20 protein-coding genes are annotated in these 18,913 nt (G+C 71.8%); 13 read left to right on the top strand and 7 right to left on the bottom strand.

Annotated elements, in window-relative coordinates; genetic code table 11:
• Positions 1-89: 89 nt before the first annotated feature.
• From LHA35_RS10910 to LHA35_RS10890, 5 genes are all read left to right on the top strand, one after another.
• Positions 90-1,424 (top strand): ABC transporter substrate-binding protein, encoded by a 1,335-nt coding sequence (locus tag LHA35_RS10910; RefSeq protein ID WP_226608202.1) that lies wholly within the window; start codon positions 90-92, stop codon positions 1,422-1,424.
• A 1-nt stretch (position 1,425) separates the two neighbouring features.
• The gene (locus LHA35_RS10905) at positions 1,426-2,181 is read left to right on the top strand and encodes an ABC transporter ATP-binding protein (protein WP_226608201.1); all 756 of its coding nucleotides are present in this window, start codon (positions 1,426-1,428) and stop codon (positions 2,179-2,181) included.
• A complete protein-coding gene (locus LHA35_RS10900; protein WP_226608200.1) occupies positions 2,178-2,918 on the top strand; it encodes an ABC transporter ATP-binding protein in 741 nt (246 codons plus the stop codon). The genes LHA35_RS10905 and LHA35_RS10900 overlap by 4 nt, the downstream gene beginning before the upstream one ends.
• Positions 2,919-3,099: 181 nt before the next feature.
• On the top strand, positions 3,100-3,954 hold the full coding sequence (locus LHA35_RS10895; RefSeq protein WP_226608198.1) for a branched-chain amino acid ABC transporter permease: 855 nt from the start codon (positions 3,100-3,102) through the stop codon (positions 3,952-3,954).
• Positions 3,951-4,940 carry a branched-chain amino acid ABC transporter permease gene (locus LHA35_RS10890; RefSeq protein WP_226608195.1) on the top strand — a complete coding sequence of 330 codons (990 nt, stop codon included), beginning with the start codon at positions 3,951-3,953 and terminating at the stop codon, positions 4,938-4,940. The genes LHA35_RS10895 and LHA35_RS10890 overlap by 4 nt, the downstream gene beginning before the upstream one ends.
• A gap of 102 nt (positions 4,941-5,042) precedes the next feature.
• On the opposite strand, the gene LHA35_RS10885 is transcribed toward LHA35_RS10890, so the two are convergent.
• Positions 5,043-5,771, bottom strand: coding sequence for a maleate cis-trans isomerase family protein (locus tag LHA35_RS10885; protein ID WP_226608193.1), 729 nt, complete (start codon positions 5,769-5,771; stop codon positions 5,043-5,045).
• Between the two features lie 232 nt (positions 5,772-6,003).
• On the opposite strand from LHA35_RS10885, the gene LHA35_RS10880 reads away from it, so the two are divergent.
• The gene (locus LHA35_RS10880) at positions 6,004-6,783 is read left to right on the top strand and encodes a dienelactone hydrolase family protein (RefSeq protein ID WP_226608189.1); all 780 of its coding nucleotides are present in this window, start codon (positions 6,004-6,006) and stop codon (positions 6,781-6,783) included.
• 7 nt (positions 6,784-6,790) lie between these two features.
• Here LHA35_RS10880 and LHA35_RS10875 read toward each other — a convergent pair whose 3' ends face one another.
• From LHA35_RS10875 to pal, 3 genes are all read right to left on the bottom strand, one after another.
• Complete coding sequence (locus LHA35_RS10875) at positions 6,791-7,606, bottom strand: ABC transporter permease (RefSeq protein ID WP_226608188.1); 816 nt, start codon at positions 7,604-7,606, stop codon at positions 6,791-6,793.
• Positions 7,596-8,426 (bottom strand): ABC transporter ATP-binding protein, encoded by an 831-nt coding sequence (locus tag LHA35_RS10870; protein ID WP_226608186.1) that lies wholly within the window; start codon positions 8,424-8,426, stop codon positions 7,596-7,598. Before LHA35_RS10870 ends, LHA35_RS10875 begins: the two co-directional genes overlap by 11 nt.
• Before the next feature lie 362 nt (positions 8,427-8,788).
• Entirely contained in the window at positions 8,789-9,301 is a 513-nt protein-coding gene (pal, locus tag LHA35_RS10865) for a peptidoglycan-associated lipoprotein Pal (protein WP_226608183.1), read from the bottom strand.
• Positions 9,302-9,522: 221 nt separating this feature from the next.
• Here pal and LHA35_RS10860 point away from each other — a divergent pair, with 221 nt between their 5' ends.
• Positions 9,523-10,164: a glutathione S-transferase family protein gene (locus LHA35_RS10860; RefSeq protein ID WP_226608181.1), complete on the top strand. Its 642-nt coding sequence runs from the start codon at positions 9,523-9,525 to the stop codon at positions 10,162-10,164.
• 303 nt (positions 10,165-10,467) lie between these two features.
• Positions 10,468-11,559 (top strand): S-methyl-5-thioribose-1-phosphate isomerase, encoded by a 1,092-nt coding sequence (gene mtnA, locus LHA35_RS10855; RefSeq protein ID WP_226608179.1) that lies wholly within the window; start codon positions 10,468-10,470, stop codon positions 11,557-11,559.
• 71 nt (positions 11,560-11,630) lie between these two features.
• Here the strand turns inward: mtnA and LHA35_RS10850 are convergent, their stop codons facing one another.
• Positions 11,631-12,566, bottom strand: coding sequence for a calcium-binding protein (locus tag LHA35_RS10850; RefSeq protein WP_226608178.1), 936 nt, complete (start codon positions 12,564-12,566; stop codon positions 11,631-11,633).
• A 366-nt stretch (positions 12,567-12,932) separates the two neighbouring features.
• Between LHA35_RS10850 and LHA35_RS10845 the strand changes: the two genes are divergently transcribed.
• Positions 12,933-14,480 (top strand): OprO/OprP family phosphate-selective porin, encoded by a 1,548-nt coding sequence (locus LHA35_RS10845; RefSeq protein ID WP_226608176.1) that lies wholly within the window; start codon positions 12,933-12,935, stop codon positions 14,478-14,480.
• Positions 14,481-14,623: 143 nt separating this feature from the next.
• On the opposite strand, the gene LHA35_RS10840 is transcribed toward LHA35_RS10845, so the two are convergent.
• Complete coding sequence (locus LHA35_RS10840) at positions 14,624-14,833, bottom strand: hypothetical protein (RefSeq protein ID WP_226608175.1); 210 nt, start codon at positions 14,831-14,833, stop codon at positions 14,624-14,626.
• A 279-nt stretch (positions 14,834-15,112) separates the two neighbouring features.
• Between LHA35_RS10840 and LHA35_RS10835 the strand changes: the two genes are divergently transcribed.
• Both LHA35_RS10835 and LHA35_RS10830 read left to right on the top strand, forming a co-directional pair.
• The gene (locus LHA35_RS10835) at positions 15,113-15,979 is read left to right on the top strand and encodes a transporter substrate-binding domain-containing protein (RefSeq protein ID WP_226608173.1); all 867 of its coding nucleotides are present in this window, start codon (positions 15,113-15,115) and stop codon (positions 15,977-15,979) included.
• 26 nt (positions 15,980-16,005) lie between these two features.
• On the top strand, positions 16,006-16,758 hold the full coding sequence (locus tag LHA35_RS10830) for an amino acid ABC transporter ATP-binding protein (RefSeq protein WP_338050856.1): 753 nt from the start codon (positions 16,006-16,008) through the stop codon (positions 16,756-16,758).
• Positions 16,759-16,766: 8 nt separating this feature from the next.
• Here the strand turns inward: LHA35_RS10830 and LHA35_RS10825 are convergent, their stop codons facing one another.
• Positions 16,767-17,354 carry a hypothetical protein gene (locus LHA35_RS10825; RefSeq protein WP_226608171.1) on the bottom strand — a complete coding sequence of 196 codons (588 nt, stop codon included), beginning with the start codon at positions 17,352-17,354 and terminating at the stop codon, positions 16,767-16,769.
• 71 nt (positions 17,355-17,425) lie between these two features.
• Here LHA35_RS10825 and LHA35_RS10820 point away from each other — a divergent pair, with 71 nt between their 5' ends.
• Both LHA35_RS10820 and LHA35_RS10815 read left to right on the top strand, forming a co-directional pair.
• A complete protein-coding gene (locus LHA35_RS10820) occupies positions 17,426-18,106 on the top strand; it encodes an amino acid ABC transporter permease (protein ID WP_226608169.1) in 681 nt (226 codons plus the stop codon).
• A gap of 4 nt (positions 18,107-18,110) precedes the next feature.
• Positions 18,111-18,797, top strand: coding sequence for an amino acid ABC transporter permease (locus LHA35_RS10815; protein WP_226608167.1), 687 nt, complete (start codon positions 18,111-18,113; stop codon positions 18,795-18,797).
• The last annotated feature ends 116 nt before the right edge of the window (positions 18,798-18,913 follow it).

The raw sequence follows: 18,913 nt of genomic DNA, 5'->3' as shown, positions 1-18,913 counted from the left end.
CCGCCCGCCATGCATCCGTCGCTTCGCCGTCCTGCCGATCCCGATGGGGAAAACCCCGCGCGCGGCCATGGGAGAGAGGGACGACAAGGATGCAGAGCAACGGGACTTCGCGCCGCACGCTCCTCCAGGCCGGGGCCGGGCTCGGCCTCGCCGCCACGGTGCCCGCCACGGCGCGGGCCCAGACCGGCCCGGCGCGCGGCGGCGACCCGCTGCGGATCGGCGTCATGACCGACCTCTCCGGCCCCTTCGCCGGCGCCGGCTCCGTCCCGCTCTTCCAGGGCGCCGAGGTGGCGATCGAGCTCTTCAACGAGCGCGGCGGGGTGGATGGCCGCCCGATCGTCGCCGTCACGGCCGACAGCCAGAGCAAGGCCGATGTCGCGATCAACGAGGCCGAGCGCCTGCTGGGGCAGGAGCGGCTGGAGGTGGTGACGGGCATCTATTCCTCCGCCCATGCCGTGCCGCTCTCCGGCCGGTTCGAGGCGCAGCGGAAGATGATGTGGATCACCTCGGCGATCGCCACCGCGGTGCTGAAGGACAAGAACTACCGCTACGTCTTCCGCCCGACCGTGCATTCCGACCAGTACGGGGAGGGCTCGGTCTCCATGATCCATGAGCATGCGCAGTCGAAGCTCGGGATCGCGCCGGACAAGGTAAAGCTCGCCGTCATCTACGAGGACGGGCCCTACGGCACCGGCGTCGCCGCGGCGATCGAGGCCAATGCGAAGCAGCGCAGCATGCCGATCGTGCTGAAGGAGGCGTATTCCGCCAGCGCGCCGGATCTCTCGACCCTGGTGACCAAGCTGCGGCGGGAGCGGCCGGATGTCATCTTCCAGGTGGGCTACAATCCGGACATCACGCTCTTCCTGCGCCAGGCGAAGTCGGGCGGCCTGCGCTTCCGCATGCTGATCGGCCATGGCGCGGGCTGGTCGCAGATCGACCGGCTCTGGGACACCTTCGGGGCCGATGTGAACCACATGTGCAATGTGGACCCGGCGGCGACCCAGATGCTGGACTGGTCCAAGCTGCAGCCGGGCATCGGCGACCTCGCCAAGACCTTCGTGGACAAGTTCGCCGCCAAGCACCAGGTGCGCGACCTGCCGCCGCATGCCTCCATGGGCTTCAACAACACCTGGATCTTCCTCGAGCACGTCCTGAAGCCGGCGGTGCGCAAGACCGGCGGGTTGAGCGCGGATGCGCTGCGGGAGGCGGCGCTGGAGGTGGATATCCCGGTCGGCGGCACCATCCAGGGCTATGGCGTGAAATTCGAGCCGCCCGGCGCCGCCATGGCGGGCCAGAATGCCCGCAGCATCGCCGTGGTGATGCAGTTCGAGAACGCCAAGTCGCGGGTGATCTGGCCGACCGCGATCGGCGTGCCGCCGGTGCTGCCGCTGCCGCCCGGCCACGCCTACGCGCTGCGGTCCTGACATGGCGGGCGGCGGCGCGCCGCTGCTGCAGGTGGAGGAGCTGACGAAACGCTTCGGCGGCTTCACGGCCGTCGCCGCCGTCTCCTTCACCGTGGCGCAGGGCGAGATCCTGGGGCTGCTCGGGCCGAACGGCTCGGGCAAGTCCACCACCTTCAACTGCATCGCCGGCATGCTGAAGCCGAGCGCGGGCTCGGTGAAGCTGGCCGGCGAGGAGATCGGCGGCCTCACCGCCGACGAGACCTGCCGGCGCGGCATCGGCCGCACCTTCCAGATCCCGCGCCCCTTCCGCAAGCTGTCGCTGCTGGAGAACGCGACCCTCGCGGCGCATTACGGCGCGGCCGGGCATATCGACCGGGCGGAGGCGGAGCGGCGCGCGCGAGACGCGCTGCGCCTTGCGCAATTGCCGGACGACCCGGAGGCGACGACCCACGGGCTGGGCGCCGCCGGCCTCAAGAAGCTGGAACTGGCGCGCGCGCTGGCGACCCAGCCGAAGCTGCTGCTGGCCGATGAATCGCTCGGCGGGCTGGATGCCGGGGAGATGCGCCAGGCCGCCGACATGCTGAAGCGCATCCGCGACGAGCGCGGCATCACCATCGTCTGGGTGGAGCACATCATGGGCGTGCTGCTCTCCGTCGTGGACCGGGTGGTGGTCCTCGACCATGGCGCGGTCATCTTCCGCGGCACGCCGCAGGAAGCGCAGGAGGATGCCAGGGTCGCCGAGGTCTATCTCGGCCCACCGGAATCGAGGGCGGCATGAGCGCGGCACTGAAACCCGATGCGGGCCCGAGGCTGGAACTCTCCGGCATCCAGGCCGGCTATGGCGATTTCCAGGCGCTGTTCGGCGTTGGCCTGAGGGTCGAGCCGGGCGAGGCGGTGGGCGTGGTGGGACCCAATGGCGCCGGCAAGACCACGCTGCTGCGCGTCATCTCCGGCCTGATCCGGCCGCGCGCCGGCACGCTGCGCTATGGCGACCGGGACCTGACCAGGGTGCCGCCGCATGAGCTGCCGGGTCTGGGCATCGCGCACGTACCGGAGAACCGCCGGCTCTTCCCGCACCTGACGGTGGAGGAGAACCTGAAGGTCGGCGCCTTCACCAAATCGGCCCGGGCGCATTTCGAGAAGCGGCGCGACCATGTCTATGAGCTCTTCCCCCGCATGAAGCAGCGCCGGCACCAGCTGGCGGGCACCCTGTCGGGCGGCGAGCAGCAGATGTGCGCCATCGGCCGTGCCCTGATGTCGGGGCCGAAGATCCTGCTGCTGGACGAGCCCTCGGCCGGCCTGGCGCCGCTCGTCGTGCAGCAGGTCTTCGAACTGGTGAAGCGCATCCGGCAGGAGGGGCTGACGGTGCTGATCGTCGAGCAGAACGTGGCGCAGGTGCTGCGCGTGGTGGACCGCGCCTATGTGCTGGAGACCGGGCGCGTGGCGGCAGAGGGCCGCAGCGCCGAACTCGCCGCGGATCCCGCCATCCGCCGCAGCTATCTCGGGGGGCATTGACCGTCCGATCGGCGCAGGGCGCAGCCCGAAGCCGTGAATCGGCCGGTCCGATCATGACCCGTCCGATCGGCGCAGGGCGCAGTCCGAGGCCGTGAATCGGCCGGTCCAACCACTCATCATCCGGCCGGCGGAAGGCGCGGCCCGGAGCCCTGAAGCGGCCGATCCAACACAAGGATTTCCGATGGATCCGTTCTTCCTCGAAGCCCTCGTCAACGGCATTTTGCTCGGCGGAGTCTTCGCCCTGCCGGCGCTCGGCCTGAACCTGGTCTTCGGCGTCGTGGACGTGGTCTGGCTCTGCTATGCGGAGCTGGTCATGGTCGGCATGTACACGGTGTGGTTCCTCTACACCCAGGCCGGCTGGCCGCTCGGCCTCGCCTTCGCCGCCTGCCTGCCGGCCATCGCCGTGCTCGGCCTGCTGCTGCACCTGATCGTGGTGCGGCCGCTGCTGAGCTCCCCGCCGATCAACCAGGTGCTGGCGACGGGCGGCGTGCTCTTTTTCCTGCAGGGCGCGGCGACGCTGGTCTTCTCCACCGATTTCCGCTCGCTCGGCGTGGACATGCCGCCGATGGAGGTGGGCGAGGTCTTCGTCAGCGGCACCAAGCTCGCGGCCTTCATCGCGGCCCTGGTGGGCGCCGGCATCCTGTGGGCCTTCCTCAAATTCACCTATGTCGGCACCGCCATCCGCGCCATCGCCCGCGACCGCGAAGTGATGCCGCTGATGGGCGTCGATCCGCAGAAGATCTACCTCATCGCCTCGGCGGTCGGCGGTGCGCTGGCCGGGCTCGCCGCCTGCCTGCTGGTGGTGCAGCTCGATGTGCATCCCTTCGTCGGCCTCTCCTTCGGGCCGATCACCTTCATGATCTGCGTCATGGGCGGGCTCGGCAACATGCTGGGCGGGTTCCTCGCGGCCTTCCTGATGGGGCTGATCATCTCAGTCGGCGGCTTCTGGGGCACGACGGAGTTCTCCTATGTCGTCGCCTTCGCCTTCTTCATCATCGTCATGTTCCTCCGGCCGAAAGGGCTCTTCGCGCGATGAACGGTCTTGCCCTGCCGGCGGCCCTGTTCGCGGCGCTCGCCGCCGTGCCGCTGCTCTCGCTGCCCGACTATGTCATGCACCTCCTCATCACCATGCTGCTGACGGCGCTGGCCGGCACGGGATGGGCGATGATGGGGCGGTTCGGCCTGGTCTCCTTCGGCCATGGCGCCTTCCTCGGCGCCGGCGCCTATACCATGGCGATCCTCTGGAACGAGCTGGGGCTGACCCCCTGGCTCGGCATTCCCATCGGCGTCGCGGTCGCGATCCTCGCCGGCGTGCTGCTCGCCTACCCCGCCTTCAAGCTGCGGGTGGTCGGACACTATTTCGCCCTGGTCACGCTGGCGGCGGGCGAGATCGTGCGCATCCTGATCGTCGCGCTCCGCGAGCATACCGGCGGCTCGCTCGGCATGACGCCGGCCAAGGCGCCGGAAGGCGGCGCCTTCCTCGCCATGCAGTTCGACAAGGCCGGCTTCTGGTGGGTCGCCCTCATCGCCTGGGCGGGGGGACTCCTCGCCTGGCGGATGCTCGACCGCTCCATGGCCTCCAAGGCGCTGGCCGCGATCTCGGAGGATGAGGACGCCGCCGCCTCCATCGGCATCAAGGTGACGGCGGAGAAGCTGAAGGTCACCGTCATCTCCGTGACGCTGGCCGCGCTGGCGGGGGCGCTGACGGCGCAGTACCGGCAGTACCTGAACCCGGAATCGCTCGCCGGCCTCGGCATCTCGCTGCAGATCGTCTTCGGTGCCATCGCCGGCGGGATGTATGTGCCGCTCGGTCCCACCATCGGCGCCGCCATCACCATCGGGCTGGAGGAAGGCCTGCGGATCGGCTTCGGCACCGAACTGACCGGCGCCGCGCCACTGGTCTATGGCCTGCTGCTGGTGCTGTTCATGCTCTACCTGCCGCGCGGCATCGCCGGCCTGTTCGAGCGCAGGGCGAAGACGCCTGCCACGGCGAAGCGGGCGCCGGGCGAGGCGACGGCCTGACGCGGGCGGAGGGTTGCGGGGAGGCTCCGCCCCCCGGCAACCCTCCGCCCGGGGGCGATGCCCCCGGTGGGCCCGGGCATCGCCATGTCCGCGGCCGCCCGTCTACCACCGCAGCCCGAAGACCCGCCCATGCGCCCGCAGCGGCGCCGCCTCCGCCCCCGCCGCGCCGATCGCGCCCCAGAGGGAGACCGCGACGCTGTCGAGCACGGGGATGCCGAGCTCCGCCTCCAGCGCCGGGGCGATGCGGCCGCCGCGGAAATTGGTGCAGTGGATGGCGATCGCCTCCGGCCCCGCCGCCGCCACCTCCCGCACCAGCCGCGCGACCACCGCCTCGTCATGCCCGGCGAAGCTGTAGTTGCCGGGATCCTCCAGGTGCCGCTCGGCGACGCATTGCAGGCCCTGCTCCGCGAAGCGCGCGGCGATCGCCTGCTGCACCTCCGCGAGATAGGGGGTGACGAGGCCGATCCGCCGCGCGCCCAGGGCGGCGAAGGCGCGCAGCAGAGCCAGCGTCGCGGTGGTCGCCGGGATGCCGGTGCGTGCCGTGATCGCCTCGCACAATGTGCGGTCCTGGTCGAGGCCGAGCCAGGAGCCGCTGGTGCCGTTCCAGCAAATGGCATGCACCTTCGCATCCGCCAGCAGCTCCGCCGCCGCCAGCACCGGCGAGAGGTCGAACTGCGCGCGCGAGCCCTCGCCGAGATCGATCGCCACCACCCGGAAGCGGGCGAAATGCGCCGATGCGCCGGGCAGGTCGGCGAGCATGGCGGCCGTCAGCGGCTCCAGCACGGTGTTGGAGGAGGGGGTGAGCATGCCGAGGCGAAGCGCGCGGGTCATGGGTCCTTCTCCGGCCGCGCGCGGCGCCGCGTCAACCGGGCACGGTAGGGGTGGGCATGTGGACCACCGCGCGGCTCCGGCCCCTGCATGCGGCCCGAGCACGATCCCGCGATGTGATCCGCGGCACAGTCGCTACCGCTTCGGTTCCCCAGTCTTGCGGCGCACGATGACGCTCGGAGGCGGTCCGATGCAATGCCAGCCCCGATCCTGGCGCCGGACATGGCTGGCCCTCATGGCCCCTGTCCTTGTCCTGTGCGGCCCGCCGGCATGGGCGGGGGCGGCGCCCGATGGCGGCGATGCGACCGAGGTCGTCGGGCTGACCGGGGCGGACAGCGCCCTGCTGACCCTGCCGCCGCGGCGCAGCCCGGACCGCCCCATGCCCGTCGTCCTGCTGCTGCCGGATGCCGACGGCCCGGGACCGCGCACCGAACTCTATGGCCGGCGCCTGCTGGAAAACGGCATCGCGCTGCTGGAACTTCCGGGCGGCGAGGACCCGGAGAATGGCGGCCTGCCGCCCTCCGGCCCGCCTTTGGCGCCGCTACTGGCCGCGATCGCCGCCGATCCGCGGCTGGATGCCCGGCAGGTCGCGCTCATGGCGCTGGGGGAGGGGGCGCGCCGCATCCTGCCGGGCCTCGCCGCCGGCGGGCCCGTCGCGGCGCTCGTGCTGCTCTATCCGGGCTGCGACGCCGTGCTGGCCGGGGCGGCGCGGCGGGTCGGCGGCGCGCCGCGCATCCTGCTGCTGCATGGCGACGAGGACGCGGCCAACGACCCGGGCGCCTGCGCCGCAGTGGCCGGCGCCTTCCCGGCACAGCGGGAGGTGCGCCACCGCGTGCTGGCCGGCGCCGGCTATGGCTGGGACGCCTATGCCATGGTGCGGCCGGGCGGTGCGGTGCTGCTGCCGCACCCCGCCGGCAACGGCCGCCGTGCCTGGTCCCAGCCGGATGCGCGGACCACGGAAGTCGCGGCGGACCGCGTGCTGGGCTTCATCCTGGCGGCGCTTGCCGGGCGGTGAGGGCGGGTCAGCCCCCGACCGCCAGCCCCGTCCCGTCCTGCCCGCGCATCGCCCAGCCGGTGGTGCGCCGCTCGATCGCCGCCGCGACCGCATACATCAGCACGCCCATCACGCCTGTCACCACCAGCCCGGCGAAGACCAGCGGCACGTCGAAGCGGGAGGAGGCGACGATCATCAGGTGGCCGATGCCGGCATTCGCCGCGACCGTCTCCGCGATGATGGAGCCGACGAAAGCGGTGGTGATCGCGACCTTCAGCGAGGCGAAGAAATAGGGCATCGCCCGCGGCAGCCCGACCTTGCGGATGATGTCCGTCTGCTTCGCGCCGAGCGCCCGCAGCACGTCCTTCAACTCCGGCTCCACGGTGGCGATGCCGGTCGCGACATTCACCACGATGGGGAAGAAGCTGATCAGGAAGGCGGTGATGACGGCCGGCCAGGTGCCGATGCCGAACCAGATCACCAGCACCGGCACCACCGCCACCTTGGGGACGGAGTTGAAGGCGATCAGCAGCGGGTAGAGGCCGCGATAGAGCAGCGTGGAGGAGCCGATGGCGACGCCGAGCGCCAGGCCGAAGGCGACGGCCAGCAGGAAGCCGAGCACGGTGGTGAACAGCGTCTGCCCGGCATTCTCCAGGATCGGCCACCACCATTTCTGGATGCTCAGCGCCACCGCGCTGGGGGCGGGCAGGATGAACTCCGCCACGCCGAGGATCCGCACCCCTCCCTCCCAGAGCAGGAAGGCGGCGAGGGTGACGAGCCAGGGCAGCGCCGCCTCCACCCGCCGGCGCCGGCGGGCCCGGGCGAGGGCAGGGTCAGCGGACATCGGCCGCCTCCCGCCGCGCCGCATCCGGCCCTTCCTCGCGGGCGGCCGCGATATGGTCCCGCAACTCATGCACCAGCGCCTGGAATTCCGGCGCGTAGGTGTCCTCCAGCCGGCGGGGTCGCTGGAAGCCCACCTCCCGCTCCGCGATGATCCGGCCGGGGCGGGCGGACATGACCAGCACGCGGTCGGCCAGATAGGCCGCCTCGCGCAGATCATGGGTGACCAGGATGACGGTGGGCCGGCGCGCCATCCATACCTCCTGCAGCACCGCCCAGAGATCCTCCCGCGTGAAGATGTCGAGCGCGCCGAAGGGTTCGTCCAGCATCAGCAACGCCGGTCGGTGGATCAGCGCGCGGCAGAGGCTGGCGCGCTGCTGCATGCCGCCCGAGAGCTGCCAGGGGTATTTCTGCTCGAACCCCGCGAGGCCGACCTGCGCCAGCAGCTCCCGCGCCTCCGCCTCGTAGCGCGCTCGCTCCCGCCGCAGCTGGCGGCGATGCGGCTCCACCACCTCGAGCGGCAGCATGACGTTGTCGAGGATGCTCCGCCAGGGCAGCAGGGTGGGGTTCTGGAAGGCCATGCCGGCAATGGCGACCGGGCCGCTGACCGGCCGGCCATCCACCGTGACGCGCCCGGCCGTCGCGGGCCACAGCCCGGTGACCAGGCGCATGAGGGTGGACTTGCCGCAGCCGGAGGGGCCGACCACCGCCACGAATTCCCCGCGCGCCACGGCAAGGTCGGCGGCCTGGAGGGCGAGCGTCCCCTCCAGGCCGCCATAGCGCATGGAAACCTGCTCGACCTGGACGAAGGGGGGTGGGGGCATGCGTGGCTGGGCTCCGGACGGCATGGACAGGGTAGCAAGGCGCGCGCCAGGGCAGGGGGGGTGCGCGATGCCGGACCCGGCGGCGCTGCTGCCGCCATCGCCGGAGACCACGCCCGGCCCGGCCGGGGCGGCCACCAGCCGAGGCGGCTGGGCCGCAGGCGTGCCAAGGTCGGCGTGCCAAGGTCGGCGTGCCAAGGTCGGCGTGCCAAGGTCGGCGTGGCAGGGCAGGCGGGCCGGGCCTCGACGCCCCGGCCCCCGCATAGCAGCGGATTGCGCCCGCAGCCGGCCGAAGCTCCGCCACCGGGCTGCGGGCATGAGGCGGCCTCACGCGCCCGGACGGCGACGCCCGGGCGCGAACCGCCTCAGCGGACGACGGTGACCGCCCGGCGGTTCTGCGCCCAGGCCTGCTCGTCCGAGCCGAGCTCGGCCGGGCGGTCCTTGCCGTAGCTGATGGTCTGGATGCGCGAGCCGGCCACGCCGTTGGTCACGAGCTGGTCCCGCGCCGCATTGGCGCGGCGCTGGCCGAGCGCCAGGTTGTACTCGCGGGTGCCGCGCTCATCGGCATGGCCCTCGACGGTCACCTGCACCTGCCGGTACTGGGCCAGCCACTGGGCCTGGCGCTGCAGGGTTGGGCGCTGGTCGGCGCCGATGGTCGCACTGTCGGTCCCGAAGAAGACGCGGTCCCCCACGGTCGCGGCCAGGTCCTCCTGCGAGCCGGGGCGGGCCGCGCCGCGCTGGCCGCCGCCGGGCAGCGCCGAGCCGGCGAGGCCGGCCTGGCCGGCGGCGGCGCCGCTGGTCGCGGCATTCTCCGCGGAATCCGAACAGGCGGCCACGAGGACGGCAAGGGCCAGGACGGCAGCCGGCGCGATCTTCATAGGACATTCTCTCTGCTACAGGGCCGGGACGGCAGGCGCGGCCGCCCCACGGGCCACGGCATCGCCCGGCGGCGGCAGGAGCGCAAGCAGAGCTTGCGCGCAACACGCGAAAACCGGCCCGCTGCGGCACGCCTGCCGCGCCGGCCGGTTGCGCCGGGCGTGATTCCGGCCGATGCAGGGCGGCGGCGCGGCGCGGCCCGCCCGCCGGGAGGGGAAAGGCCATGCTCACCGTGCATCACCTGGGCAAGTCCCAGTCGGAGCGGATCGTCTGGCTCTGCGAGGAACTGGGCATCCCCTATGCGCTGCGACACTACACGCGCGACCCGGTGACCATCCTGTCGCCGCCGGAGCTGAAGGCGCTGCACCCGATCGGCGCCGCCCCGGTGATCACCGAGGACGGGCTGGTGCTGGCCGAATCCGCCGCGATCATGGAATACATCCTGGCGAGGCATGGCGGCGGGCGGCTGGCGCCCGGCCCGCAGCACCCGGCCTTCGCCGACTACCTCTACTGGTTCCATTTCACCAACGGCACGCTGCAGCCTGCCATGGGCCGGATGATGATCCTCGGCCGGCTGAACCTGCCGGCGGACAATCCGGTGCGGCAGGCGATGCAGGGGCGGCTGGACCGCGCGCTCGGGCTGGTCGAGTCCCGGCTGGCAGCCGTGCCCTGGCTGGCGGGGCAGGAATTCACCGCAGCCGACATCATGATCGGCTTCACCCTGACCACCATGCGCTATTTCCACCCGGTGGATGTCACGCCCTACCCCGCCATCCGCGCCTATCTGCAACGGATCGGCGGGCGGGAGGCCTATCGGCGGGCCATGGCGAAGGGCGATCCGGGCATGCGGCTGCTGCTGGACTGAGGCCTGGGGCCGTGGATGGCAGCCCATCGACGGTCCCCCCGATCGCCGGGCGGTCTGCCCCGCAAACCCCGGCGATGCCGCAGTTGCGGCGGCGCCCGTTCCGGCGTCCGGCATGAATGGAACAGCCATGCCGCTGGCAGGAGACGGCCGGGCCGGCGATTGCGGCGCGCGCCCCGCATGCCATCCGGTTCTGCAATGGCCGGCGCTTCGGCCCGGGCGCCGGTCAGGCCGGCCCGCCGCCCCGCTTGGGCGCCGCGCCCCGGGCGGTTTACTTTCCGCCCCGCCCGCCGCATCTGGGGCCCCATGAAGATCGACGGCACCCCCTATCGCAGCGTCTGGGTGGATGCGGATGGCTGGTCCGTCCGCATCCTCGACCAGACGAAGCTGCCCTGGCAGCTCGACATCCTCCGCCTGACCGATGCGCAGCAGGTGGCGCATGCCATCCGCTCCATGCAGGTGCGCGGCGCGCCGCTGATCGGCGCGGTCGCGGCCTATGGCGTCGCCCTGGCCCTGCGCGCCGATGCCTCCACCGAGAGCCTCAACCGGGTGGTGGCGATGCTGGGCGAGACCCGCCCCACCGCCATCAACCTGCGCTGGGCGCTGGACCGCATGCGCGCCCGGCTGCACAACCTGCCGGCGGGCGAGCGCGTGGCGGCCGCCTATGCCGAGGCCCAGGCGATCGCCGACGATGATGCCGAGACCTGCCGCCGCATCGGCGAGCACGGCCTGCCCCTGCTGCGGGAAATCGCGGCGAGGAAGCCGGGCGAGAGGGTGAACGTCCTGACGCATTGCAATGCCGGCTGGCTGGCGACGGTGGATTACGGCACCGCCCTCTCCCCCATCTACCAGGCGCATGACGAGGGCATCCCGGTGCATGTCTGGGTGGATGAGACCCGGCCGCGCAACCAGGGCGCCGCGCTGACCGCCTTCGAACTCGGCAAGCACGGCGTGGCGCATACCGTCATCGCCGACAATGCCGGCGGCCACCTGATGCAGCATGGCGAGGTCGATCTCTGCATCGTCGGCACCGACCGGGTGACCCGGACGGGGGACGTCGCCAACAAGATCGGCACCTATCTGAAGGCGCTGGCGGCGCGGGACAACGGCGTGCCCTTCTGGGTGGCGCTGCCGCATTCCACCATCGACTGGCGCGTCGGGGACGGCGTCGCCGAGATCCCGATCGAGGAGCGGGCCGAGGCGGAGGTGACGGACCTGACCGGCCGCACCGCAGATGGCCGGCTGGAGACCATCCGCGTCGCGGCGGAGGGCAGCCCGGCCGCCAACCCGGCCTTCGACGTGACGCCGGCCCGCCTCGTCACCGGCCTGATCACTGAGCGAGGGCGCTGCGACGCCTCCGAGGCCGGGCTGCGCGGACTCTACCCCGAGGCCGGGTAGCGCGGGTCTCCGAGGGGGCGCGCACGCCCCGCAGCGTGACGCCGCCCCCAGGAAGGATGCCCGGCCGCGGCTCAGCCGAAGAGGAAGTCCGCGGCCGTCAGGGTGGAGAGGTCGAGCACGGTGAGGGTGTTCTCAACCACCGGGCTCGGCGGCCCACTCTCCGTGCGGCTGAAGAGGATGAAGCTGCCGGACTCGGTCACCTGGATCTTCGGCTGCAGGTCCGCGAAGCCGCGGATGCCCTGGCTGGCATAGCCGGTCAGGTCGATCCGGTCCTGGCCCTGCTCGAAGTCATGGATGCGGTTCGCCTGGCTGAAGGGGCTGATGACGAAGACGTCGCGGCCCGTCGTCACGCCCTCCCCGGCGATGATTGCGGCATCGCCCCACATGTCGTTGTCGGCATTGGTGCCGCTGACCAGCGTGTCGTTGCCGCCCCGCGCCTCGCCCGCCAGGATCCCGGCGTCGCCATACAGGCTGTTCGTGCTGCCGGGATAGGAGCCGCCGCCGGTGACCAGGTCGTTCCCGCCCGTGGCGCGGCCGGTCATGAGCCAGGCATCCCCGTACAATTCGTTGACCGCGGCCCCGCGCGCGCTGAGGCCGGCGCCGCCGAGCAGGTCGTCATTCCCGCCCCTGGTGTCGTCCGCCATGATCTCGGCATCGCCGAAGGCCGTGATGAAATTGCCGCTCGCCCGCAGCACGTCCCGGCCGCCCGTGGCGAAGTCCAGCATCAGTTGCGCATCGCCGATGAGGACGGAGGTGCCGCCGGGGCCCGAGAGGCTGTCATGGCCCCCCGCCGCCCGGTCCCAGAGCACATCGGCATCGCCCAGGAGGGTGAGGAAGATGTCGCCGGGGCTGATGCCCCTGTCCCGGATGACGTCGCTGAGCCCCCGGGGCAGGGACTGGTTGCCGGCGGTCTGCTGGCCGCCGAGCACGCCCGGCCCGTCGCCATGTTCGGTGTAGGGGATGCTGTCCGGCGGGGCTTCCACGAGGGTGGAGGCTTCATGCTGCATGGCTGAAATTTCCCTTCCCGCCCGGCCGCGCGCCATGGGCCTGCGGCCGGCCGGGACAGCATCGCGCGGATCGCGGCCCGGCGCCGACACAGCGGCGGGAGGCGACACCCTGGCCCGCGAGGCGCGCCGGCTGTGACATTCGTGCCATGGCATGGATAATGGCTGTCGCCCGCTGGTTGCGGAATGCCCAGGCGGTTCCGCCCCGATGTGCAGGGGAGGCTCTCCTCGCGCTGAGGTGAACCCGTCGCGCCTCGCCACCCATGCCGCGCATGCAAAGTCACGGAAACGACTGCGTTCGCCGCCTGCGGAAGCGCCAGCGGGCGGGCAGAACCGGCTTCCGCCACGCGCAGGAAGGGGGAGTGTTCCATGGCCAGCATCGCGCACCGGATCCCGGCGGGGATCGCCCTCGGCGGCCTCGGCCTGGTCCTTGCCCTCGGCGCCCCCCCGGCCCGGGCGCAGGATGCCGCCCGGATGGAGGCGATCGAGCGGCAGATCCGCGCCCTGCAGGGCGAGCTGACCCGCATGCGCCGCGACATGCAGGCGCGCGAGACGGAAGCCCGCGCCGCGCGGCAGGAGGCGGCGCAGGCCCGCAGCGAGGCGCAGGCGGCGCAGCGCCGGCTCGACACCACCCCGCCGCCGCCGCGCCTGACCGAGGCGCCGCCGCCCGATCAGGTCCGCCTGGCTTTCCGCGATGGCAGGCCGACCATCAGCTCGGCCGATGGCCGCTTCCAGGCCTTCATGGGCGGGCAGGTCCAGTGGGATGTCGGCGGCGCCATCCAGGGCCAGCCGGGCGCGGCGGACAGCCCGGGCGAGCGGCTGGACACCTTCGGCCAGAATCTCCGCCGCGGCAGGCTGCTCTTCGGCTTCCGCTATGACGACTTCCAGCTCAACCTCACGCCGGATTTCGGCGGCTCCCCGGACGGCACGCCGACGCTTTACGAGGCGAATTTCAACTGGTCGCCGGTCCGGCCGCTCACGCTGACCCTCGGCTACTACAAGCCGCATTTCGGGCTCGGCGATGCGATGAGCTCGAACGATTTCCTGATGCTGGAGCGGCCGAGCATCATCGAGATCGCCCGCAACATCGCCGCCGGCGATGCGCGCGCCGTCATCGGCGGGCGCTGGGCGGCGGAGCGCTGGTTCGCCTCCGCCTATCTGACCGGCGATTCCTACGGCTCGAACGAGGACAGCCAGGCGACCACGGGGCAGACCGGCGCCATGCTGCGCGTCGCCGGCCGGCCCTGGACGGATGACGATGCCGACCTGCATCTCGGCGTCACCGGCTCCTACGCCTTCGACATCCGGCGCGATTCCGAGGGGCAGTCGCTGCGGCTGCGGGACCGGCCGGAATGGCGCATCGACCAGACCCGGCTGATCGACACCGGCGGGCTGCCGGCCGACGGCGCCTGGACCGTCGGCCCCGAATTCGGCCTGCGCTGGCGGAATTTCCTGCTGCAGGGCGAGTATGTGCGGATCGGCGTGGACCAGTCCGAGTCCGGGACCTCGCCGCGCCCGGACCTGGCGTTCGAGGGCGGCTATGTCGAGGCGAGCTGGGTGATCACCGGCGAGCCGCGCCGCTACAGCACCAGCAGCGCCGCCTTCCGCCGGCCGGATCCGGCCAATCCCTTCAGCCTGCAGGGCGGGGGGGCCGGCGCCTGGGAGCTGGCGCTGCGCTGGAGCCTCGCCGACCTGAACGACCGGGTGACGCGCGGCCGGCCACAGGCGGCGACCGGCGGCGTCTTCGGCGGGCGGCAGGAGATCATCGGCACCTCGCTCTCCTGGTACCCCAACAACTACCTGCGCTTCGTGCTGAACTGGAACATCGTGAATGTGGACCGGCTGAACGCGGCGGGGACGACCCAGATCGGCGAGCGCTTCCACACTATCGGGCTGCGCAGCCAGCTCGCCTTCTGAGGCCGGGCGGCGGAATGCCCGGCTCCTGCCGGGCGTGACGCAGGCGGCCCGGCGCCGCGCCGCGGTGCCGGCCGGCCGCGTGCCGGATCAAGGGCAGGCCCGCCCGCCTGAGGCGGGCCTGGAGGTGGGCGGGCGCCGCGGCCTTAGCCAACCGTGCGGCGCACGGCCTCGCGCGGGCCGAATTCCAGCAGGGCAAGGCCCGCGATCAGCAGCGCGCCGGACCCGCAGGCGCCCCAGAAGGCCAGCATGGGCGGCACCCGTCCCGGGGCGAGCGCATCGCTCAGCAGCAGCCCGACGAGGGCGGTGATCAGCGTCAGTGCGCTCCCGATCAGCGTGCAGGCGATGCGTTGCATGGCGGCGAGGTTCCCTTGGCTTCCCGGCCCGGGCGAAGCGCCCGTGCCCCCCTTGAACACCCGGGACTTGGCGCGAAGGGGGAAAGGCTGAGGCGATTTCATGGCAGGGAGGGGGATGCGGGCCTGCCGAGGCCCTGGGCAGGCCGGCGCGAACCCGCCCAAGGCGCGGGCAGTGGCAGGTGCCGGACTGCCCATGCGCCCATCCCCGCCCGGTTGCGCCCCCGGGACGGATGCGGGAACCTGCCGCCGCATCACCCGCCCTGCCGGAGCCCAAACGACATGCGCCTGCTGCTTGCCGCCCTCTCGCTCTCCGCCGGCCTGGCAACGGCCGCCGCCGCGCAGACCATCACGGTGGGTGCCACCGGCTCCGGCCAGCCGCCGCTGCGCTGCGGGGTGGACGGCACCTTCGCGCCGCATGCCTTCCCCAGCCTGCAGGGCGGGGTGCAGGGCTTCCAGATCGACCTGTTCGACGCCATCGGGAAGAGGATGGGCCGGCCGGTCGAGATCACCTCGGCCAGCTTCTCCGGCCTGATCCCGGCGATGAATGCCGGGCGCTACGACTTCCTCTGCGCCCCCACCACGGTGACGCCGGAACGGGCGGCGAACCTGCTCTTCACCGAGGGCTATCTCTGGACCGAGCTGCAATTCGGCATCCGCCGCGGCACGCCGCCCATCAAGTCCGAGGAGGATCTGCGCGGCAAGGCGATCAGCGTCAACAAGGGCACGCCCTATGAGCAATGGGTGACCCGCAATGCCGAGCGGCTGAACCTGACGCTGCTGGCCTTCGACAGCCAGGCGGATGCGGCGCAGGCGGTGATCCAGGGGCGGGCCTATGCCAACCTCTCCGGCAACACCGTGGTGAAGTACAGCGCGACCCGCAGCCCGCAATACGTGGCGGATTTCGTGCTGCCGGGGACGCGGCTGCACTGGGGTACCCCCTTCCGGCAGGACAGCGCCGCGGCGCGCAACCAGATGGAGCAGGTGATCGAATGCCTGAAGAAGGACGGCACCATCGCCGCCCTGTCGAAGAAGTGGTTCGGCGCCGAGCCGAAGGAGGATGATGCCGAGCGCGTCGTCTTCCCCGGCTTCGGCCCGCCCGGCCTGCCCGGCTACGATGCGACGCCGAACACCGCGGCCTGTTCGTGAGCCTGGCGCAGGCTGACGCGCGCCCCGTGACCGGGCCAACGGCGCGCCCCATCGTCGAGGCGCGCGGCATCCACAAGCATTTCGGCCAGCTCCATGTCCTGAAGGGCGTGGACCTGGTGGTGGCCGAGCGGGAGCTGGTCTTCGTCATCGGCCCCAGCGGCTCCGGCAAATCGACACTGCTGCGCTGCCTGAACCGGCTGGAGGAGCCCTCCTCCGGTTCCATCATGGTGGACGGCATCGACCTGCTGGACCGCAAGACCGACATCAACAAGGCGCGCCAGCGCATCGGGATGGTCTTCCAGTCCTTCAACCTCTACCCGCACATGACCGCGCTCGGGAATGTCGCGCTGGCGCTGCGCAAGGTGCAGGGCAAGGGAAAGGCGGAGGCCGAGGCGCGCGCCCTCGCGGCGCTGGAGCGCGTGCACCTCGCGGACCGGGCGGACCATTATCCCGGCCAGCTCTCCGGCGGGCAGCAGCAGCGCGTGGCGATCGCCCGCGCCATCGCGCTGGAGCCCCGGGTGATGCTGTTCGACGAGCCGACCTCGGCGCTGGACCCCGAACTGGTGGGCGGCGTGCTGGCGGTGATGCGGGAATTGCGGGAGGACGGGATGACCATGGTGGTGGTCAGCCACGAGATGGCCTTCGCCAAGGCCGCCGCCGACCGCGTGGTGTTCATGGCCGATGGCCGGATCGTGGAGGAAGGGCCGCCCGCGCAGATCTTCGGCGCGCCGCGGCATGAGCGGACGCGCGCCTTCATCGGCCAGATCGAGCGGCACTGAGCATGCCGTCAGGTCGCCTGGTCGGCGCAGCTCTTCGGCGGGCGGGTGAAGGCGATCCAGGCGCCGCCCGTATCGAGGCAGCCCAGCTCCCACCGCCCCTCGAAGGTCCGGCCGTTCACTATCAGCCGGCCCTGGCCGTGCGGGCCGTCCCGGAACCAGCCACCCTCATAGACCAGGCCTGCCGCGGGAATGGTGAAGCGGCCGCCGGTGAAATAGTCGTCCCGGTACTCCCCTTCCTCCTGCACCCGGAGCTGGCCGCTCTCGTAATGCGAGAGCCGGCCGCGCCCCTCCGCCTTGCCGCGGCGGAGCGGGCCCTCATAGACCATCTGCTTCTCCTGCCCCTCCTCGCGCCAGGTCGTCACGGCGCGGCCCTCGCCCTCGGCCGGGCCTTCCGGACAGGCGCCGGTCCAGTGGCCGGTCACGGCTTCGGCCGAGGCGGGCAGGCCGCCGACCCAGATCCAGCAGCCGCTGGCGCCATCGCTGATGAAGCCCGGCCTGCCGCCGGGGATGGCGCGCTCCGCCTCCGGTGGCGGGCCGAAGGCGGCCAGCATCAGCAGGGCCAGCAGCGGCAGGGTGGCGCGTCCGGACAAGGTCATCGCATGGGCTTCCATGGCAAGGTCCCGCAGGTCTGCACCCGCGGGCGGTTTCGTTGCAAGGGCATCGCGGCATGAGCGGCTGGGACCGCTTCCTCGACTCCTTCTTCAACGCGAAGGTGGCCTGGGAATACCTGCCGAGGATCATCGACGGCTTCTGGCTGACCATCCTGCTCGCGCTCTGCATCATCGCGACCGGGCTCGCGGCCGGGCTGGCGCTGGCGGTGCTGCGGAGCCTGGGCATCCGGCCGCTGACCTGGCTGATCGTCTTCACGGTCGATCTGTTCCGCGCCCTGCCGCCGCTCGTGATCATCGCCCTGCTTTATTTCGGCCTGCCGGCGGCGGGCCTGCAGCTCTCGGGCTTCGCCGCCACCTGGCTCTCGCTCTCCCTCGTGCTGATGGCCTTCGCCGAGGAGATCTTCTGGGCCGGCATCACCGCGACGCCGCGCGGTCAGTGGGAAGCGGCGCGCTCGACCGGCCTCTCCTTCCTCCAGACCCTCGGCCACGTCATCCTGCCGCAGGCGGTGCGCATGGTGATCCCGCCGCTGACCAACCGCACCATCGCCATCACCAAGGGCACCGCGCTCGGCTCCGTCGTCGCGGTCTCGGAGATCCTGGGCGCGGCGCAGGCGGGTGTCTCCTTCTCCTTCAACCCGACGCCGCTGACCCTCGGCGCCGTCGCCTATATCGTGTTGTTCTTCCCGGTGGTGATCGCGGGCCGCTGGATCGAGACGCGCTTCGCGTGGAAGAGGTAAGGCGATGGAGATCACGCTGGACGATTTCCTGACCGCCTTCTTCTCGCTCGAGATCCTGGAGCAGGCCTGGCCGATCCTCTGGCAGGGCTTCCAGATGACCCTGCTGCTCTCCGCCGTGGTGGTGCCGCTCGGCCTGCTCGGCGGCGTCATCCTCGCGCTGCTCTCCACCGTGCGCCACCCGCTGGTGCGCTGGCCGCTGATGGCCTGGGTCGACCTGTTCCGCGCCCTGCCGCCGCTGGTGCTGCTGGTCTTCGTCTATGCCGGCCTGCCTTTCGCGGGGCTGGAGGTCTCGGCGCTCGGCGCGGTGGCGATCGGCTTCTTCCTCAATACCGGCGCCTATTACGGGGAAATCCTGCGGGCGGGCATCGAGAGCGTGCCGCGGGGCCAGATGGAGGCGGCGCGCAGCACGGGCCTGACCCGCGGCCAGGCCATGGCCCATGTGATCCTGCCCCAGGCCGTGCGGAACGTGCTGCCGGACCTGATCAGCAACACGCTGGAGGTGGTGAAGCTCACCTCCATCGCCAGCGTGGTGGCGATGCCCGAACTGCTCTTCCAGGCGCGGCAGGCGCAGAGCGTCACCTATAACGCGACGCCGATCATGGCCGCGGCGGTGATCTACTTCCTGCTGCTCTGGCCGGTGGTGCGGCTGCTGAGCCGGCTGGAGAACCGCCAGCTCGCGGCGGGGCGTTAGACCCGAGTAGCCCTGGCTGGAATCGGCTTGTGATTGGCTGCGGCGCGAGGTGGTGTGATTCGTAGGTGTCCAGCTTGGGCTGGAGGCTTCGATGGCGTGGCGTCGCGGGCAGGCCT

It is taken from the genome of Roseicella aerolata (genome assembly GCF_020523605.1).
Taxonomy (GTDB): domain Bacteria; phylum Pseudomonadota; class Alphaproteobacteria; order Acetobacterales; family Acetobacteraceae; genus Paracraurococcus; species Paracraurococcus aerolatus.
Note: the sequence above shows the minus strand (reverse complement) of the source record. Positions and strands in the feature narration are given on the sequence as shown.

Coding starts and splice junctions, on each gene's coding strand:
- LHA35_RS10815 (WP_226608167.1), top strand. CDS start 18,111: ATGGAGATCACGCTGGACGATTTCCTGACCGCCTTCTTCTCGCTCGAG.
- LHA35_RS10895 (WP_226608198.1), top strand. CDS start 3,100: ATGGATCCGTTCTTCCTCGAAGCCCTCGTCAACGGCATTTTGCTCGGC.
- LHA35_RS10905 (WP_226608201.1), top strand. CDS start 1,426: ATGGCGGGCGGCGGCGCGCCGCTGCTGCAGGTGGAGGAGCTGACGAAA.
- LHA35_RS10885 (WP_226608193.1), bottom strand. CDS start 5,771: ATGACCCGCGCGCTTCGCCTCGGCATGCTCACCCCCTCCTCCAACACC.
- LHA35_RS10890 (WP_226608195.1), top strand. CDS start 3,951: ATGAACGGTCTTGCCCTGCCGGCGGCCCTGTTCGCGGCGCTCGCCGCC.
- LHA35_RS10870 (WP_226608186.1), bottom strand. CDS start 8,426: ATGCCCCCACCCCCCTTCGTCCAGGTCGAGCAGGTTTCCATGCGCTAT.
- LHA35_RS10860 (WP_226608181.1), top strand. CDS start 9,523: ATGCTCACCGTGCATCACCTGGGCAAGTCCCAGTCGGAGCGGATCGTC.
- LHA35_RS10875 (WP_226608188.1), bottom strand. CDS start 7,606: ATGTCCGCTGACCCTGCCCTCGCCCGGGCCCGCCGGCGCCGGCGGGTG.
- LHA35_RS10845 (WP_226608176.1), top strand. CDS start 12,933: ATGGCCAGCATCGCGCACCGGATCCCGGCGGGGATCGCCCTCGGCGGC.
- pal (WP_226608183.1), bottom strand. CDS start 9,301: ATGAAGATCGCGCCGGCTGCCGTCCTGGCCCTTGCCGTCCTCGTGGCC.
- LHA35_RS10900 (WP_226608200.1), top strand. CDS start 2,178: ATGAGCGCGGCACTGAAACCCGATGCGGGCCCGAGGCTGGAACTCTCC.
- LHA35_RS10910 (WP_226608202.1), top strand. CDS start 90: ATGCAGAGCAACGGGACTTCGCGCCGCACGCTCCTCCAGGCCGGGGCC.
- LHA35_RS10820 (WP_226608169.1), top strand. CDS start 17,426: ATGAGCGGCTGGGACCGCTTCCTCGACTCCTTCTTCAACGCGAAGGTG.
- LHA35_RS10850 (WP_226608178.1), bottom strand. CDS start 12,566: ATGCAGCATGAAGCCTCCACCCTCGTGGAAGCCCCGCCGGACAGCATC.
- LHA35_RS10825 (WP_226608171.1), bottom strand. CDS start 17,354: ATGACCTTGTCCGGACGCGCCACCCTGCCGCTGCTGGCCCTGCTGATG.
- LHA35_RS10835 (WP_226608173.1), top strand. CDS start 15,113: ATGCGCCTGCTGCTTGCCGCCCTCTCGCTCTCCGCCGGCCTGGCAACG.
- LHA35_RS10880 (WP_226608189.1), top strand. CDS start 6,004: ATGGCCCCTGTCCTTGTCCTGTGCGGCCCGCCGGCATGGGCGGGGGCG.
- mtnA (WP_226608179.1), top strand. CDS start 10,468: ATGAAGATCGACGGCACCCCCTATCGCAGCGTCTGGGTGGATGCGGAT.
- LHA35_RS10840 (WP_226608175.1), bottom strand. CDS start 14,833: ATGCAACGCATCGCCTGCACGCTGATCGGGAGCGCACTGACGCTGATC.